Genomic DNA, 16,024 nt, shown 5'->3' on the forward strand with positions numbered 1-16,024 from the left:
GAGGACCTCTTTTCTATAGAGTAATCGCCTTGCGTGTCTTGAAATCTACGTTGTTATAATACATATCTGCAACGAGAAGATTCGGCCCGCAACAGCCAGCCGCCTCACAATAGCAATTGACCCGTTGATTCAGCGGATGCTTGTCAAGCCAGTCATCGAAAATATCATCCAGCCGGCGCTCCTTAATGTTGCCGAAGGAAGGAATCGCTGCGAAATCTGTGACAAAGACCTCTCCCGTAAACATGTTCACATTGACACGATTGCGTCCGTCCGGATCGTTGCGAACCGTTACATTCTTCTCCGTCCGGAGCCTTCTCAGCAGCTCAGCATCGGATGCTTGGTCATTGCAGGCGAAGAAAGGCAAGGTACCGAACAGCATCCACAGCTCCGGATCTCTTGCATCCAGCAAGTCCGTAATGGCGCACCGAATTTCATCAAGGCTGAGCTTTGGCAGATTCTCCGCAAAATCAGCAGCGTACATAGGATGTACCTCATGCCGCTGACATCCCATCTCGACAATGAGTCGGTGAATCTCCGGAAGCTTGCGATGGGTGCGATAATTGATCATCGACTCCGCCGAGATGAACATCCCGGCTTCACTTAGCTTGCACGTATTATCTATCATCTTATTATACATTTTGTGGGCGACTTCTTCATTTACCGGGTGAGGGTTCCGGGCAAAGCCCACCTCATGAAAATCACGGGCACTCGTGTAATTGAATGAGATATGCATAACATCAAGATAAGGCAGGAGCGGCTCATATCGCTCATAATCCAACGTCAGGTTAGAATTCATTTGCGAGCGTATCCCCTTGGATTTGGCGTACTTCAGAAGCGGAAGAATAACCTCCTCCACTGTTTTTCGGCGAAAAGAAGGCTCTCCTCCCGTAATGCTGATCGTCTGCAAATGCTCAACCTGATCCAGCGCATTCAGCATCAGCTCCAGGGGAATATGCTCCGGCTCTTTAAACACGAGACTGTCTCCAACCGCACAATGCTCACACCGCATATTGCACAGATTGGTTACGGTCATTTCTACACTGGTAAGCTTGTGCCTGCCATAGGCTCTTAATGAATGGATCGGATCCCAAGGGTCTCGGCCGGGACCGATTGCAGAATCAACGGCTGCCAATCCTGCGTATCGATTCATATTCATGTTGTATTCTCCTCCATTACCCCAATAGTTCATACTCCAAAAAAAGAAGAAACGCACCTTAGAGAGTGCGAATCCGTCGGCATAAAACTATAGCTCAATTTCATCAACTTTTTTAATGATTGTCGTCATACTTTCCAGCAAGTCGAAATCATAAGGAGCCTTCAGTTCTACTCCGTCCGCATCCGCCAGGATACGAACAACAGGCCTGCTTGGAAACTCGTTATGAATTTTGACCACGACTCCCGTCTCTCCCGTGTTCAGGGTCACAGTAATTCCAAGCGGATAAATAGCCACATGATTCCGAAAAAGCTCCAGCTTTGATTTTTCGTACAGCGTACCACAGCCTGTATACAGCACTTCGAGGGCCTCATGCGGAAGCATTGCGGAACGATATACCCGGTGCGTAGTCATGGCATCATAGGTATCCGTAATCGCAATCAAACGGGCAAAGTCCGAAATTTCGTCGCCCTTCAGCCCGCGCGGATAACCGCTCCCGTTCAGTCTCTCATGATGTTGAAACGCACAATGCGCAGATTTAAGAGAGATTCCGGGCTCATCCTTGAGAATCTTGTAGCCCAATTCCGGATGCTTCTTGATTTCATTATACTCTTCATCTGTCAGGGCTGATGTTTTATTCAATATGGACAAAGGGATCTTTGTCTTTCCGATATCATGAAGCAAAGCGCCTAGCCCTAGCAAGGTAAGCTCATCCTTGGTGTATCCTTGCACAAGTCCAAGCACTAAAGAATAGATACAGACATTCAGGGAATGGCGGAACAAATAATGATCCATGCTGTTGATGTTCATCATCATAATCATGGTATCCTCACGGCCGCGAAGATCATCCATGACAGTTTCGACCAAACCGGTAAAGGTCTTCCCCAAATAAGGGTAGACCATCCCTTTGACAGAAGGCTCCGAGAGCTTGCGGAAGGTATCGCGAATATCCTGAAGAGCCTTGCGCCGCGTACTCTCCTCGATCATATCTTCAACAACAACATCATCCGTACGAGGGTCAGAGATATAAACATAATCCAACCCGTGCAATTGCATTCGGCGAATAATTACATCATTCAGTTCTGCATTTTCCGAGAGTAAGATAATTCCCTCTTCATTATATATCTTCTTTCCCAAACGCATGCCGGGTTGTAACGAACTGACTGGTAACAAGCGCAACTAAAACCACTTCCGTCTCTCCGAAATTACAAAATGTAAAAATAAAAATTCGATTAATTATACAATACATCATCCTGTATTAAAATAAAATCCGACGAACTTATTTATTTTCCGAGCGGTATCCACCGATTTAATCGACATTGTTCGAGGGCACCCGGGACCTGAAGCTCATGTCTAAGCAAATCCCGCAAAAAATCGGGAAGCATATACACGATGTCTTTACCCGTTTTAATCCGCTCGTAACCATTGCCAAAGGTAAACATGCTCAAGGTTCCTACGGCATAGGTCTGCTCCTGTCGAAGAGGAACCCCCTGGATGCTAGCCTGAATGATCCGCTGGTAAGGCTCCCTGGACGGATCGTATATTATCTCCATCCCATCAACGCAAATTCCTCCCAGTACCTTTCCGCGGAAACCAAAACCCGTAATGGCTCGTCCGGTCCACTCCGGCAGCAGCGACTGCTCCAGCGTATACAGAATATCCTCCCCGGTAAGGAGCAGGCGGCAAGGATTAATCGGAGACGGACACAATTGATGCAGCATTCCCCATGTAATCTCGCCCTGAGGTAATTCCCCCAGCAGTTGCCCGCTGTTAACCAACGAAATTTCTGTATCCGTATGTCTTCTGACCGCCTGGGCAAGAAAATTAGCAAACGGGGATTCCGACTCATACTTCTCATCCAATTCAAGCTTTCTGTCCGTATACGCAATCTCAGTATTCATTCGTTCGTCTGCTGCCGCTCGATGAATTTCAAGCGCCTGTCTGATAGCTTCACTTCCGGCACCCTCATCTACGGGAATACAACGCCCCGCGGTTACAACGGGTTTTCCGGTAGCCTTGCTTCGGGTAATCGTTATGAGCCCCAGATACTGTCCGTATTTTCCTGCAGCAGAGATCGTCGTGTCCCCGATAACAAGCGGAACCTCCAGCAAATGATGGGTATGCCCGCCAAGTATCAAATCGATCCCCGGAATCCTTGCCGCCATTTCTTCATCTACCTGCAGTCCCAGATGGGACATGACGATAATAAGATCCACTTCGCTTCGCATTTGTCTTACTTCGGCAGCAATCGCTGCAATGGGATCCATAGCTTCAATGCCAAGCAGATTATAGAGAAGAGGGTAAGCAGCCGTAGCTCCGATTAGACCGATCCTCATGCCTCCGCGTTCAATAATAAGCCGTTCATTCATCCAGGACGGGGGTTCGCCAGTAGCATATTCCCGGAAATTACCGCATACAACAGGACAGATTAAACCGGAATAGGCCTGCTGAAGCATTTCCAAAGTAAACGTCAAACCTTCATTATTACCAATCGTAATCGCGTCATATCCCGTCAGGTTAAGCATATCTACATTGGCTTGACCCAAAGTGCCTTCCGTTTCCACCGCTGCCCTGTCCATATGGTCCCCTATATCAAGCAACAGCAATGAAGATCCGTATTGCGCCCGCAGCTGCTCCACCATTTCAGCAATTCGTTCCATCGCCGAGAAGTGACTGTGAATGTCATTCGTATAAGCGATATGTAATGTATCCTGCTCTGAGTCCTCCAGCATGAATACTCCTCCTTGTTGTCGCAAAAAACATACTTTGTCATAATGCCAATTTACAGAATACTACAAATATTATATACCTCAGACTTAAAAAATGTCTTTTGAATAAATTATTTTATAGATTTTTTAGACTCGCATTTATATACTTCGCTCCTTTGGCTAAACATGTAAGGTATTCCTTTAAAAAGAACATTTCATTGAAAATCCAGAAACTCCCTGTTATGATAAAGAAAATTGGAAAGTACGAGGTGTCATCTTCCTTGAGAGTTCATATCATGGATATCCAACCCGGCGACCAGCTTGAAGCTGATGTTTTCAATCATTTTGGCGTCCTGATTCTTCAGAAAGATCAGGAATTATCCAGCTCAGCCATCGTGAAACTGATGCAGCACGGCATTGATTACATTGATATACGTCCGCATGAAGTGAATGTTCAAGTTCCCAAGGCCGAATTATTCCCACCGCAGGTCCAAAAAATGAAAGCGCTTTTTGACAGTGCCGTTGACAGCTTTGAATCGCTATTTGAGGATGTGCTTATCAAAGGAACGTTTGATAACGAACAGGTGGATCGAACAATCGACCCTATCGTTAATCAATTGGCTGCACAGAAGGATGTTGTCTCACTCTTGCTGCTCTTGAACGACAACAACGATAACTATACATATAATCATTCGCTTCAGGTTGGAATGCTCTCTTATTATATTGCCATTTGGCTCGGTTACCCCCAAGAAGATGCTTACCTGGCAGGTAAAGCCGGTTATTTGATCGATATCGGGAAATGCAAGATCCCGCAAGACATTCTACATAAGCCCGGCAAGCTTACTCCGGAGGAATTTGAAGAGATTAAACTTCACACCACCTACGGTCATGAGATTATTCTGAACTCTACAGGGGACGAGCTCTCGGCACTCATCGCCTTGCAGCATCACGAACGGGAAGACGGCTCAGGGTACCCCAAAGGTCTTCACGGGAGTGAGATCCACCCTTTTGCCAAGATCGCCGCGGTGGCGGACGTATATTCAGCGATGACCTCCAACCGGATCTATCAATCCAAGAAAGAACTGTTAACGGTGCTAAGAGAGCTTAACGAGCTCAGCTTCGGCAAGCTTAGCCCGGAACCGACTCAAGTTCTGATCAATCATCTAATACCGAATTTTATCGGCAAGAAAGTATTGCTCAGCTCCGGGGAGATCGGATCGATTGTAATGACCAATCAATCAGACTTCTTCCGGCCGCTGGTGAAGGCTGATTCCCGGTTTGTCGATCTCTCGAAGATGAGAGATATCGCGATTACCGAAGTGTATCTGTAAGCTCTATGATAAAAACGTGTCCCCCGCTTATCTCAACCGTCGAGATAAGGGGAGGACACGTTTTTTATAGTTTCGGACTGCATTCGGGTATTAACCGATAGAGCCCTCCATTTCAAATTTGATCAATCTATTCATTTCGACCGCATACTCCATTGGCAGCTCTTTCGTGAACGGCTCGATGAAGCCCATGACGATCATCTGGGTTGCTTCCGCTTCGGACAGCCCGCGGCTCATCAGATAGAACAACTGCTCCTCCGACACCTTGGACACCGTCGCTTCATGCTCCAGCACAATGTTATCATTCATGATTTCATTGTACGGAATCGTATCGGAGGTGGATTGGTTATCCAGAATAAGCGTATCGCACTTGATGTTGGATTTCGCACCCTCCGCCTGACGGCCGAAGGAAGCAAGTCCGCGGTAGGTTACCTTACCCCCGTGCTTACTGATCGACTTGGAGACGATCGTGGATGTAGTATCCGGCGCCAGGTGAATCATCTTCGCTCCGGCATCCTGATGCTGGCCTTTACCGGCCACTGCGATGGACAGCACGCTGCCCTTCGCGCCGCGTCCTTTCAGGATAACGGCAGGATACTTCATCGTCAGCTTGGAGCCAATGTTACCGTCAACCCATTCCATCGTCGCATTCTCTTCAGCAACCGCACGCTTGGTAACCAGGTTGTAAATGTTCGGCGCCCAGTTCTGGATCGTCGTGTAGCGCACGCGCGCGTTCTTCTTGCAGATAATCTCTACAACCGCACTGTGCAGCGAGTTCGTGCTGTAAATCGGAGCGGTACAGCCTTCTACATAATGCACAAAGCTGTCCTCATCGGCGATGATCAGTGTGCGCTCGAATTGTCCCATATTTTCGGAGTTAATCCGGAAATAGGCTTGCAGCGGCACTTCACATTTAACACCCTTAGGCACATAGATGAAGCTGCCTCCGGACCAAACGGCACTGTTCAGCGCGGCGAATTTATTATCTGCAGGAGGGATAACCGTTGCGAAATACTCGCGAAAAATCTCCGGATGCTCTCTCAGAGCCGTATCCGTATCCATGAAAATTACGCCCTGCTCCTCCAGGTTTTTCTGCATACTGTGATAGACGACCTCGGATTCATACTGCGCGGATACCCCGGCCAGGAACTTCTGCTCCGCCTCAGGGATCCCCAGTTTGTCAAAGGTCTCCTTGATCTCGGCAGGCACCTCTTCCCAGGTCTTGCCTTGCTTCTCGGAAGGTCTTACATAATACTGAATATCATTGAAATCCAGCTCATCCAAATCCCCGCCCCAACGCGGTGTCGGCATTTTTTCGAATTGCTCAAGGGATTTCAGCCGGAAGTTCAGCATCCACTCCGGTTCATTCTTGATGCGAGAAATCTCCGTCACGATTTCGCGGGTCAACCCTTTTCCGGTTTGAAACACCGCCTTGTGTTCGTCACGGAAGCCATATTTATACTCCTCCATCTCAGGGGCCTTTTTAGCCATGGTGCCTTACCTCCTTCAAAATAATGATTAGCTTTCCTGTTCCATACCCTTCTTGAGTGCATTCCACGCAAGGGTGGCGCATTTGATCCGGGCCGGAAATTTATTCACGCCTGACAGTGCTTCGATATCTTCATAATCATCAAACTCAACCGGTTCGCCCTTCATTAAGCTAGAGAATCGGTCCGCCAGCTCCAATGCCTCTTCGACAGTACGGCCCTTGACCGCCTCTGTCATCATTGAAGCCGAGGACATGCTGATGGAGCAACCTTCCCCTGTGAATCTGGCGTTCTTGACGACGTGGTCCTCAACCTGAAGCTGCAACGAGATCCGGTCCCCGCAGGTCGGATTGTTCAGATCGATCGTCAAGGCTCCTTCTTCAAACTTTCCGCGATTGCGCGGGTTTTTATAATGATCCATAATAACACGGCGGTACAAATCATCCAGTTGCATTACGCGAAGTACTCCTTTGCTTGGATTAAAGCTTCCGCAAGCCGGTCAATATCCTTCTCCGTGTTGTACATGTACAAGCTGGCTCTTGCCGTTGAACTTGCTTGCAGCCAACGCATCAAGGGCTGGCAGCAATGATGTCCTGCACGGATTGCAATTCCCATCGTATCAAGGACAGTAGCCACATCGTGCGGATGAACGTCGAGCAGATTGAATGTCAGCAATCCGACCTCACGCTCCCGAGGACCGTACAGCGTCAAGCCATCAATCTCTGACAATCGCCCGATGGCATACGCAGCAAGCTTTGTCTCATGACGGTGGATTTCATCCAGACCGATTTCCTCCAGAAAATCGATAGCAGCGGCAAGACCTACCGCTCCGGCGATGATCGGCGTCCCGCCTTCAAATTTCCAAGGCAGCTCCTTCCATGTCGAATCATAGAGGCCGACATCATCGATCATTTCGCCGCCGAATTCAATCGGCTCCATCGATTCCAGCAGATGCTTCTTTCCATATAGTACTCCAATTCCAGTCGGCGCGCACATTTTATGACCGGAAAAGGCATAGAAATCACAATCCAAATCCTGGACGTCCACCTTCATATGAGGCGTGCTTTGAGCGCCATCGACGACCATCACACCGCCGTGGCGATGAACAATAGCCGCAATCTCCTTGACAGGGTTCACTACGCCAAGCACGTTCGACACATAAGCCATTGAGACAATCTTCGTCTTGGAGGTCACGGTCTTCTCTACATCCTCAAGCTCGACATGACCGTCCGGCTGCAGCGGAATATATTTCAGCACAGCTCCAGTTCGCTTGGCTAATTGCTGCCATGGAATCAGGTTGCTGTGGTGCTCCATTGGAGTGATTACGATCTCATCTCCGGCTTCAAGCACTGACGGGCCATAGGAGGAGGCCACCAGATTCAGCGCAGTGGTCGTTCCGCGCATGAAAACAATCTCCTCCGTCTTGGCCGCCCCAATAAAACGGGCAACACGCTCTCTAGCCCCTTCATAAGCATCGGTAGCCCGGCTGCCCAGCGTATGAACTCCGCGATGCACATTGGCATTGTCGTGCTCATAATACGCCTGAACAGCCTCAAGTACTTGTTTCGGCTTCTGGGAGCTTGCCGCGCTGTCCAGATAGACCAGCGGGTGCCCGTTTATTTTCTGATTCAAAATTGGAAACTGGGATTTAATCAGTTCCGCATTCATTGGCCTAACTTCCTTTCCACTAATCCCTGCAATTGCTGCTGCAGCTGCTCCAGTGGAATATCTGATACGACCGGAGCAAGGAAGCCGTAAATAATCAGGCGCTCCGCCTGCTCACGGGAAATACCGCGCGACATCAGGTAATAAATCTGCTCCTGGTTCACCTGTCCAACCGATGCTGCGTGCCCCGCCGTTACATCGTCTTCGTCAATGAGAAGGATCGGGTTTGCATCCCCGCGTGCTTTAGGACTGAGCATCAGCACTTTTTCAGTCTGCTGTCCATCCGCCTTGGTTGCGCCCTTCTCGATCTTGGTGATCCCGTTGATGATGGCCGATGCTTGCTCCCGCATGACCGCACGGGTAATCATCTGACTCTCAGAGCTTTTGCCAAAGTGAACTGCTTTGGTGGTATAGTTCAAGCGTTGGGAGCCGGAGCCAACCGCAATGACCTTCGCATCGGAATTCGAGCCATTGCCCTTCAGAATCGTCAAGGTCTCGCTGGCTGAATCCCCGCTATTCATTTCGCCTACAATCCATTCGATGCTCGCATCGTTTCCAAGCATAGCCCGGCGGATCGTATAATCGGTTGTCGTTGCATTCAGGTGATGGACCGTTGCAAATTGCACCTTGGCGCCATCCTTGGCGATGACCTCAGCCGCACCGTTATGCACAATGCTTTCGCTATAGTCTCCGGAAATATAATTATCGACGTAAGTTACCCGGCTGTTCTCCCCAGCCACGATAAGCACATGAGGTGCGAATACGGTCTCTGTACTGTCGATCAGGAAAATACTTTGCAGCGGAATATCGACTTCCACATTTTTGGGTACATAGAGGAATACGCCGCCGTTCCAAAGCGCGCTATGCAGAGCGCTTAGACGGTTCTCCTCCGGCTTAATGATCGAATGAAGATAGGGCTTCACCAGATCTTCATGATCACGCGCCGCTGTCTGCAGGTCTGTAAAAATAACGCCTTTTTCAACTAAATCAGCGCTCAGCTGCGCAAATACAATCGCATGATTTTGCTGAACCAGCAAATTACTGTTCTCCTGCAGATTTACGAATGATGCTACCTGCTCCGGGAGCTGCTCCTTTAATGCGGGAGCGGAGGAGGTCCATGAGCCAAAATGGTTCAGGTCCCACCGTTCAATCTTTGTCTTTTCCAATGTAGGCAATTCCAGATCGGCGGCAAGCTTCAGCGCATCTACTCTGCTGTCTGTAAGCCAAGCCGGCTCACCGCTGCCCGAAGAAGAGCTCCGCAGTTGTTCCGGATTGACCGGAAGAACGATTTGTGTCGTCATTTTGCTTCTCCTCCTTCCGATTAGGCTTCTTGGCCTACAGTTTCATCCACAATACCGAGTTCTTCCTTCACCCAATCATAACCGTCACGTTCCAGACGTTCGGCAAGCTCAGGTCCGCCGGATTTCACAATACGTCCTTGCATCATGACATGGACATAGTCCGGAGTAATATAGTTAAGCAAACGCTGGTAGTGCGTAATGATCAAGAAGCCGCGTTCTTCGCTGCGCATGGCGTTAACACCGTTCGCAACAATGCGGAGCGCATCGATATCAAGACCGGAGTCGATTTCGTCAAGAATAACGATCTTCGGATCAAGCATCATCATCTGAAGAATTTCGTTCCGCTTCTTCTCCCCGCCGGAGAAGCCTTCATTCAAATAACGATGAGCGAACTCAGGATTGATCTCAAGCTCTTTCATCTTGGTTTCCATTTGACGTATGAATTTGATCAGGGAAATTTCATTTCCTTCTCCGCGGCGTGCATTGATCGCACTGCGCAAGAAGTCGGAGTTGGTTACACCCGCGATCTCGCTCGGATATTGCATAGCAAGGAATAATCCTGCCAATGCGCGTTCATCGACACCCATCTCCAGCACATCTTCACCGTCGATAGTTACCTTACCATCGGTTACTTCATACTTCGGATGACCCATCAATGCAGAAGCCAGCGTACTCTTGCCTGTTCCATTCGGCCCCATGATCGCATGAATCTCTCCGCCTTTTATTTCAAGGTCGATCCCTTTCAGAATCTCTTTCCCCTCGATTTCTGCTTTCAATCCTTCTACAACAAAACTCGTTGCCATGCCTTATTGCTCCCTTCATTCATCATTTGAGCTATCCTTTACAATTTGATGCCATTATAACATAATGATTATCAAATTAGAATAATTCTAGATGATTATCATTGATTATCAATTACTCATATAACATTCTAACCTACTTTACCTGCTTAATCAACGAAACTAGACAGAGTCCCAGAGGATCTTGTCGATTAACAGAAGAGGCCTGACCATATCGGCCAAGCCATCTTCAGGTCCTTCACTCTGCAGTTAATCGAGATAAGATCTCAGCATCCACATATGCTTTTCGACATCGCCCTTGAAGCCAGTCAGCAAGTCTGCTGTTGGTTCATCGCCTTCCTTGTCGGCAAGCTCAATCCCTTCAAGGAATGATTCTGAAAGAGTAGCCAGATCTTCAATCAGTTGTTGCACCATTGTCCGTGCGTCTTCTTGACCGCTTGCTTCCTGAATCGTTGCAAGCTCCAGGTATTCCTTAAGGGTTGCCGAAGGACTCCCCTTGATCGTAAGCAAGCGCTCGGCAACGGCGTCCATCTTTTGAGTAACATCGTTATACAATTCTTCGAATTTCTCATGCAAGGTGAAAAAATTCTCACCCTTCACATACCAGTGATAATTATGCAGCTTCACATAAAGAACATTCAGGTTCGCCACCTGTTCATTAAGCACTTGCTCCAGACTTGATTGTTTCGTTTTGCTTGAAGATTTTGCATCGGCTTTAGCCATTTCAAACCCCTCGCTTTCGATAATAATCAAGAGCTCAATAGTGTAAATATACCCGTACAAGGTTGAGCTTAAACAAGCTGTATCCTTGTCAATATTATACTCCATTTCCGTTGGAAAAGAAAAATACGATCCGACATCCTTCAGATAAAATCGTAAGAAAGGTGCTGAATCAAAACGAATATTGTTGAGTAATCCACTCAAAACTATTTATAGTAAGAAACATCTTGATTTTTTTGTATTTGATCGTCGAAGGACTAGGAATGTCCTGTCACTGGTGCTATGATATTGAATGCGAAACCTATCAAGAATGCTGGGGGCAATATGGAAAATCAGAAGAGTGACAATTCAAAAGAAGGCAATACAGCGAAGGCAGCAAGCACAAAGGAAGATCTTGGCTTCTTGTTCAACGTTGAAATTCTAGTCCGCAGCGAGACCAACGCCAAAGCACTGCAATTTCTGCTGCAGGCACTCAATCAAAGCGGACATATTATTGATTATAAAGTCAACTCAGGGATCGAGCTTGGAACGATTATCGAATCCCTGCTCTCGACGAAGAAGCAATCCATCATATCCAGATCGTACAAGAGATTGAATGTAGCAAAGGATGAAGAACAGGCTAAAGCCTCCTCCAAAACCAGTAGCGGCAAAAGCTCCGATCCTGTCAAGACTGAGCTGTCTCAGGACAGCAGCAAGCAAACCTCGTTCGACGAATTCGCCAAAAATGAAGAGTTTACATTGTGGATTCAAAAATTTATTATTGAAAATCGGCTGGTCCGCCTGCTTGTTCATCGGAAAGGTGAACGGATGAGCATTCCTTGCAGGATCTTGAATTACATGTCCGACACTTCCACAATCAATGTATATCATGTTGATGAGAAGCGAGTGTATAACTTCAGATTAAATGAGATTATCGATTTTATCGATATCAAATAATAGCTTCATTATATCTATAAAAGTTGAACTAAGGATTGTACACTGGAGGCAACGTGTGAAGTGTGCTTACGATCGCTGTTGTTCGCGGATTTCTTTAATTGAACTAAGTTATCATACGGTAGACATCCACTCACAAAGGCGAACGCTTTCGCTTCTTCACCACACTTCACACTTTTGCCCTTTCTGTGCATTTTTCTAGTTCAACTTATATAGATATGAAATGCCCCGGTATTCCATCCATGTGAATATCGGGGCATTCTTATTATTGATTAATTTTTCTTCAGCACACCAAGCGCAAGCATCAGCCAGCCTGCCAGGAAGGCTACCCCGCCTAACGGCGTAACCGGGCCTAGCCAGCTCCACCCTGCCGTTGAAAGAAGGTACAGGCTTCCGGAAAAAAGCACGATTCCGATCAGGAATAACCAGCCTGCCCAGCGCAGCCGATGGTGGTCTCCCCCCAGGCCCGAAGCTGCGGCTGCGAGTATCACCGCGATACCGTGTATCATATGATAATGTACACCGGTCTCAAAAGTTCCCACTGCATCTGCTCCTATGATCGGCTCGAGCACATGCGCGCCAAAGGCACCGAGAGCGACGGAGAGCAGCATGAGGAATGCACCGATTGCCGCCATTTTCCGATCCATATTTTCAAGCACCTCCTAAATATATGTATGAGATTCTATCATTCACCTTTTACTCTAACACAATTTTAAAGATGTTAAACCGGATTCTTTTTTGTTAGAATAGAATTTGGATTATATGTTAGCAAGGAGAGACGTATGTCAAAAGTCAAAATTTTTGCGGACAGCACCTCTGATTTGCCGGCAGGCTGGGCCAGCGAGCATCATATCGGCATTATTCCGCTCTATGTTGTTTTTGATGATCATACCTACAGGGACGGACTGGACATCAATCCGGAGCAATTGTATAGCAAGGTTGACGCCATCGGTTCTCTGCCGAAGACGACTGCTCCGTCACCGAAGGATTTTATGGATGCGTTTGCTCCTTACATCGAACGCGGTGAAGAAGTCGTCTATCTGAGTATTTCCTCGCATTTATCTTCGACTTATCAGAATGCCCTGCTGGCGGCTGGTGAATTCCCGGAAGGGCGTGTCCATGTGGTCGATTCCCTGAATCTATGCAGCGGTATCGGCTTGTTGGTTATGAAGGCAGTCGGCGCAGCGCAGCAAGGCAAGAGCGGCAAGGAAATCGCAGCTCTGTTGGAAGACTGCCGCAGCCGAGTGGAGACAGAATTTGTAATTGATACCTTGGAATATTTATATAAGGGCGGCCGTTGCTCCGGCATGCAAAATTTCATTGGCAGCCTGCTGCAAATCCGGCCCGTTCTGAAGCTGGTTGACGGAACGATCATCCCGGCCTATAAGGTACGGGGCAAGCAAGAGAAAGCCATTCAACAAATGTTGGATAATGCACTTGCGCAGAAGGATCGCATGGATGACGACCTGATTATCGTCGCCCATACGATGGCCGAAGAAGCTGCCCAGAAGCTGGCTGCTATTCTGCGGGAGCAGACCGGCGTTCGCGAGGTTGCGCTTGCGGAAGCAGGATGCGTGATTTCCAGCCATTGCGGTCCTCATACGGTAGCTATTATGTACATGCGCAAGTCTTGATCCCTTTAAGAGGTTGTTCAAAAAGTCATCTTTTGAAAAACTGACTTTTTGAACACACACTTTAAGCGCATGACCTGTGACAAAGGAGGTTCTCATCTTTATGGGGACGATTAAGTTTTTTGCGGATAGTACCTGTGATCTTCCTCCTGAATGGATCGAAAAATACGATATCGGAATCGTACCGCTTTACGTCACATTCGGGGATGCTACATACCGGGACGGTGTGGATCTTCAAGTTCCCGAATTATATGATCAGGTTGCGGCGACCGGGCGTTTGCCCAAGACAGCCGCTCCTTCACCGGCTGATTTCATAGCTGCCTTCTCGCCTTATGTTGCGGAAGGCAGATCTATTATCTATATCAGCCTCTCCTCCGAGCTGTCTTCGACATACCAGAATGCGCTCATCGCTGCAGAAGAGTTCCCGGTTGGACAAGTCCATGTCTTTGACTCACTGAATCTGTCATCCGGAATCGGGCTGCAGGTGATGAAGGCCGTACGCGCCGCAGAGGACGGAAAATCCGCAGCGGATATTCTGGCCTTGCTCGAAGCTGTTCGCTCTCAAGTCGAGACCGAATTTGTAATTGACTCTCTGGATTACTTATATAAGGGCGGGCGCTGCTCCGGCATGCAGAATCTGGTCGGCAGCCTCCTGCGAATCCGTCCTGTAATCAAGGTAATCGACGGTAAAATGACTCCGGCCTATAAAGTGCGCGGCAGCCGGGAGAAAGCGATGGATCAGCTGCTTCAGAACGCACTGGCCCGGATTCCGGAAATGGACAATGATCTCATTTTTATTACGCATTCCTTGGCTGACGAGGATGCGGTACAGCTGAAGGCTGCGCTTGCTGTTGCAACCCAAGCCCGAGAGATCGCCATATCCAATGCGGGATGCGTCATTTCCAGCCATTGCGGAGCCAAGACCATCGGCATTCTGTTTACGAAGTCCATACCTCAATAATGTAAAATGTTCTTCTCCTCTGCCCTTCACGGCAGCCTGCGGTGCTCCAGATTCCGCGGCTGCTGCGAAGGGCTTTTCACATATCAGGCCTCCCCGCGAATATACTTTAGTTACAAGACACTCCGCTAGATCATGATATGGGGAGGTGCTGACAATGTCGTCAACGAATCCGAATGCGTACAATTTCGTCGTCTCCAAGGAGGATTGGTCCCTGCACCGCAAAGGCTACCAGGATCAGCAGCGGCACCAGGAGAAAGTGCGGGAAGTCATCAGGCAAAATTTACCCGACCTCGTGACGGAAGAGAACATTATTATGTCGGACGGAAAGCAGATTATCAAGGTTCCCCTGCGGAATCTGGAGGAATATCGCTTCATTCATAATTTTCACAAACAGAAGCATGTAGGTCAGGGAGACGGCGACAGCCAGGTTGGCGATATACTGGCAAAAGATAGCCCCAAGGAAGGCGGCAAGGGCGGCAAAGGAGACAAGGCCGGCGACCAGCCGGGAGTTGATTATGTCGAAGCAGAGGTCAGCATGGAGGATCTGGAGGATCTATTATTCGATGAGCTTGAGCTGCCTTTTATTGAAGATAAGGATAAAAAGGAGCTCGACGCTGCCTCATTCCGCTTTAACGATGTTCGTAAAAAAGGGCTGATGTCCAACATTGATAAGAAACGGACGATTCTGGAGAATCTGCGGCGCAATGCGACCGCGGGCACGCCGGGCATCCACGGCATTTCCCCGGACGACCTTCGCTTCAAAACCTGGGAAGACATCCTGATTCCGCGTTCCAACGCAGTAATCATCGCCATGATGGATACAAGCGGCAGCATGGGCACCTTCGAAAAATACTGCGCGCGCAGCTTTTTTTTCTGGATGACCCGGTTTTTGCGCAGACAGTATGAAAAGGTAGAGATTGTCTTCCTGGCCCATCATACAGAAGCCAAGGAGGTCACCGAGCAGGACTTCTTCACACGCGGCGAGAGCGGCGGTACGATCTGCTCCTCGGTCTATCAGAAGGCGCTGGAAATCATTGATGAACGCTATCCCCCTTCCAGCTATAACATCTACCCGTTTCATTTCTCTGACGGAGATAATCTCACTTCTGATAATGAACGCTGCCTCAAGCTGATTCAGGAGCTTCTGTCCCGAACCAATATGTTTGGCTATGGCGAGGTGAACCAGTACAACCGGGGCAGCACCCTAATGTCGGCCTACCGGAATTTGAAGCAAGACCGGTTCATGTACTATGTCATCAAAGAGAAGGGCGAAGTATACAGTGCATTGAAGCAATTTTTCCATAAACGGGAAAAGGGGGCGCTGTCTTGAGCAATGA

15 protein-coding genes are annotated in these 16,024 nt (G+C 48.4%); 5 read left to right on the forward strand and 10 right to left on the reverse strand.

Annotated elements, in window-relative coordinates:
* Positions 1-13 precede the first annotated feature (13 nt).
* The 3 genes from yfkAB to KI362_RS11670 form a co-directional block, all read right to left on the reverse strand.
* A complete protein-coding gene (yfkAB, locus tag KI362_RS11660; protein ID WP_301627476.1) occupies positions 14-1,150 on the reverse strand; it encodes a radical SAM/CxCxxxxC motif protein YfkAB in 1,137 nt (378 codons plus the stop codon).
* Between the two features lie 93 nt (positions 1,151-1,243).
* Complete coding sequence (locus KI362_RS11665; RefSeq protein WP_301627372.1) at positions 1,244-2,332, reverse strand: HD-GYP domain-containing protein; 1,089 nt, start codon at positions 2,330-2,332, stop codon at positions 1,244-1,246.
* 104 nt (positions 2,333-2,436) lie between these two features.
* Entirely contained in the window at positions 2,437-3,882 is a 1,446-nt protein-coding gene (locus KI362_RS11670; RefSeq protein ID WP_301627477.1) for a bifunctional metallophosphatase/5'-nucleotidase, read from the reverse strand.
* Positions 3,883-4,142: 260 nt separating this feature from the next.
* Here KI362_RS11670 and KI362_RS11675 point away from each other — a divergent pair, with 260 nt between their 5' ends.
* Complete coding sequence (locus KI362_RS11675) at positions 4,143-5,192, forward strand: HD-GYP domain-containing protein (protein ID WP_301627373.1); 1,050 nt, start codon at positions 4,143-4,145, stop codon at positions 5,190-5,192.
* Between the two features lie 90 nt (positions 5,193-5,282).
* Here KI362_RS11675 and sufB read toward each other — a convergent pair whose 3' ends face one another.
* The 6 genes from sufB to KI362_RS11705 all read right to left on the reverse strand — a co-directional run bounded on the left by sufB (position 5,283) and on the right by KI362_RS11705 (position 11,165).
* The gene (gene sufB / locus KI362_RS11680) at positions 5,283-6,680 is read right to left on the reverse strand and encodes a Fe-S cluster assembly protein SufB (RefSeq protein WP_044477685.1); all 1,398 of its coding nucleotides are present in this window, start codon (positions 6,678-6,680) and stop codon (positions 5,283-5,285) included.
* Positions 6,681-6,707: 27 nt separating this feature from the next.
* Positions 6,708-7,130 (reverse strand): Fe-S cluster assembly sulfur transfer protein SufU, encoded by a 423-nt coding sequence (sufU, locus tag KI362_RS11685; protein ID WP_044477684.1) that lies wholly within the window; start codon positions 7,128-7,130, stop codon positions 6,708-6,710.
* A complete protein-coding gene (locus KI362_RS11690; RefSeq protein WP_301627374.1) occupies positions 7,130-8,344 on the reverse strand; it encodes a cysteine desulfurase in 1,215 nt (404 codons plus the stop codon). Before KI362_RS11690 ends, sufU begins: the two co-directional genes overlap by 1 nt.
* The gene (gene sufD / locus KI362_RS11695) at positions 8,341-9,642 is read right to left on the reverse strand and encodes a Fe-S cluster assembly protein SufD (RefSeq protein ID WP_301627375.1); all 1,302 of its coding nucleotides are present in this window, start codon (positions 9,640-9,642) and stop codon (positions 8,341-8,343) included. The genes KI362_RS11690 and sufD overlap by 4 nt, the downstream gene beginning before the upstream one ends.
* Positions 9,643-9,662: 20 nt before the next feature.
* Entirely contained in the window at positions 9,663-10,445 is a 783-nt protein-coding gene (sufC, locus tag KI362_RS11700) for a Fe-S cluster assembly ATPase SufC (RefSeq protein WP_044477681.1), read from the reverse strand.
* Between the two features lie 246 nt (positions 10,446-10,691).
* A complete protein-coding gene (locus KI362_RS11705; RefSeq protein ID WP_301627478.1) occupies positions 10,692-11,165 on the reverse strand; it encodes a Dps family protein in 474 nt (157 codons plus the stop codon).
* Between the two features lie 321 nt (positions 11,166-11,486).
* Between KI362_RS11705 and KI362_RS11710 the strand changes: the two genes are divergently transcribed.
* The gene (locus KI362_RS11710) at positions 11,487-12,098 is read left to right on the forward strand and encodes a hypothetical protein (protein WP_249413098.1); all 612 of its coding nucleotides are present in this window, start codon (positions 11,487-11,489) and stop codon (positions 12,096-12,098) included.
* 269 nt (positions 12,099-12,367) lie between these two features.
* Here the strand turns inward: KI362_RS11710 and KI362_RS11715 are convergent, their stop codons facing one another.
* A complete protein-coding gene (locus KI362_RS11715; RefSeq protein ID WP_044477680.1) occupies positions 12,368-12,742 on the reverse strand; it encodes a DUF423 domain-containing protein in 375 nt (124 codons plus the stop codon).
* 135 nt (positions 12,743-12,877) lie between these two features.
* Here KI362_RS11715 and KI362_RS11720 point away from each other — a divergent pair, with 135 nt between their 5' ends.
* The 3 genes from KI362_RS11720 to yhbH all read left to right on the forward strand — a co-directional run bounded on the left by KI362_RS11720 (position 12,878) and on the right by yhbH (position 16,017).
* Entirely contained in the window at positions 12,878-13,729 is an 852-nt protein-coding gene (locus KI362_RS11720; protein WP_212940901.1) for a DegV family protein, read from the forward strand.
* Between the two features lie 100 nt (positions 13,730-13,829).
* A complete protein-coding gene (locus KI362_RS11725; protein WP_301627376.1) occupies positions 13,830-14,687 on the forward strand; it encodes a DegV family protein in 858 nt (285 codons plus the stop codon).
* 154 nt (positions 14,688-14,841) lie between these two features.
* Positions 14,842-16,017, forward strand: a complete 1,176-nt coding sequence (gene yhbH, locus KI362_RS11730) for a sporulation protein YhbH (protein ID WP_301627377.1) — start codon at positions 14,842-14,844, stop codon at positions 16,015-16,017.
* Positions 16,018-16,024 lie beyond the last annotated feature (7 nt).

It is taken from the genome of Paenibacillus apis (assembly GCF_018333295.1).
GTDB lineage: Bacteria > Bacillota > Bacilli > Paenibacillales > Paenibacillaceae > Fontibacillus > Fontibacillus antibioticophila.

What these genes read in the sequence shown, in the direction of transcription:
- sufU (WP_044477684.1), bottom strand. Translation starts at nt 7,130, where the DNA reads ATGCAACTGGATGATTTGTACCGCCGTGTTATTATGGATCATTATAAA.
- KI362_RS11725 (WP_301627376.1), top strand. Translation starts at nt 13,830, where the DNA reads ATGGGGACGATTAAGTTTTTTGCGGATAGTACCTGTGATCTTCCTCCT.
- KI362_RS11720 (WP_212940901.1), top strand. Translation starts at nt 12,878, where the DNA reads ATGTCAAAAGTCAAAATTTTTGCGGACAGCACCTCTGATTTGCCGGCA.
- sufC (WP_044477681.1), bottom strand. Translation starts at nt 10,445, where the DNA reads ATGGCAACGAGTTTTGTTGTAGAAGGATTGAAAGCAGAAATCGAGGGG.
- KI362_RS11710 (WP_249413098.1), top strand. Translation starts at nt 11,487, where the DNA reads ATGGAAAATCAGAAGAGTGACAATTCAAAAGAAGGCAATACAGCGAAG.
- KI362_RS11690 (WP_301627374.1), bottom strand. Translation starts at nt 8,344, where the DNA reads ATGAATGCGGAACTGATTAAATCCCAGTTTCCAATTTTGAATCAGAAA.
- KI362_RS11715 (WP_044477680.1), bottom strand. Translation starts at nt 12,742, where the DNA reads ATGGATCGGAAAATGGCGGCAATCGGTGCATTCCTCATGCTGCTCTCC.
- sufB (WP_044477685.1), bottom strand. Translation starts at nt 6,680, where the DNA reads ATGGCTAAAAAGGCCCCTGAGATGGAGGAGTATAAATATGGCTTCCGT.
- yhbH (WP_301627377.1), top strand. Translation starts at nt 14,842, where the DNA reads ATGTCGTCAACGAATCCGAATGCGTACAATTTCGTCGTCTCCAAGGAG.
- yfkAB (WP_301627476.1), bottom strand. Translation starts at nt 1,150, where the DNA reads ATGAATCGATACGCAGGATTGGCAGCCGTTGATTCTGCAATCGGTCCC.
- KI362_RS11705 (WP_301627478.1), bottom strand. Translation starts at nt 11,165, where the DNA reads ATGGCTAAAGCCGATGCAAAATCTTCAAGCAAAACGAAACAATCAAGT.
- sufD (WP_301627375.1), bottom strand. Translation starts at nt 9,642, where the DNA reads ATGACGACACAAATCGTTCTTCCGGTCAATCCGGAACAACTGCGGAGC.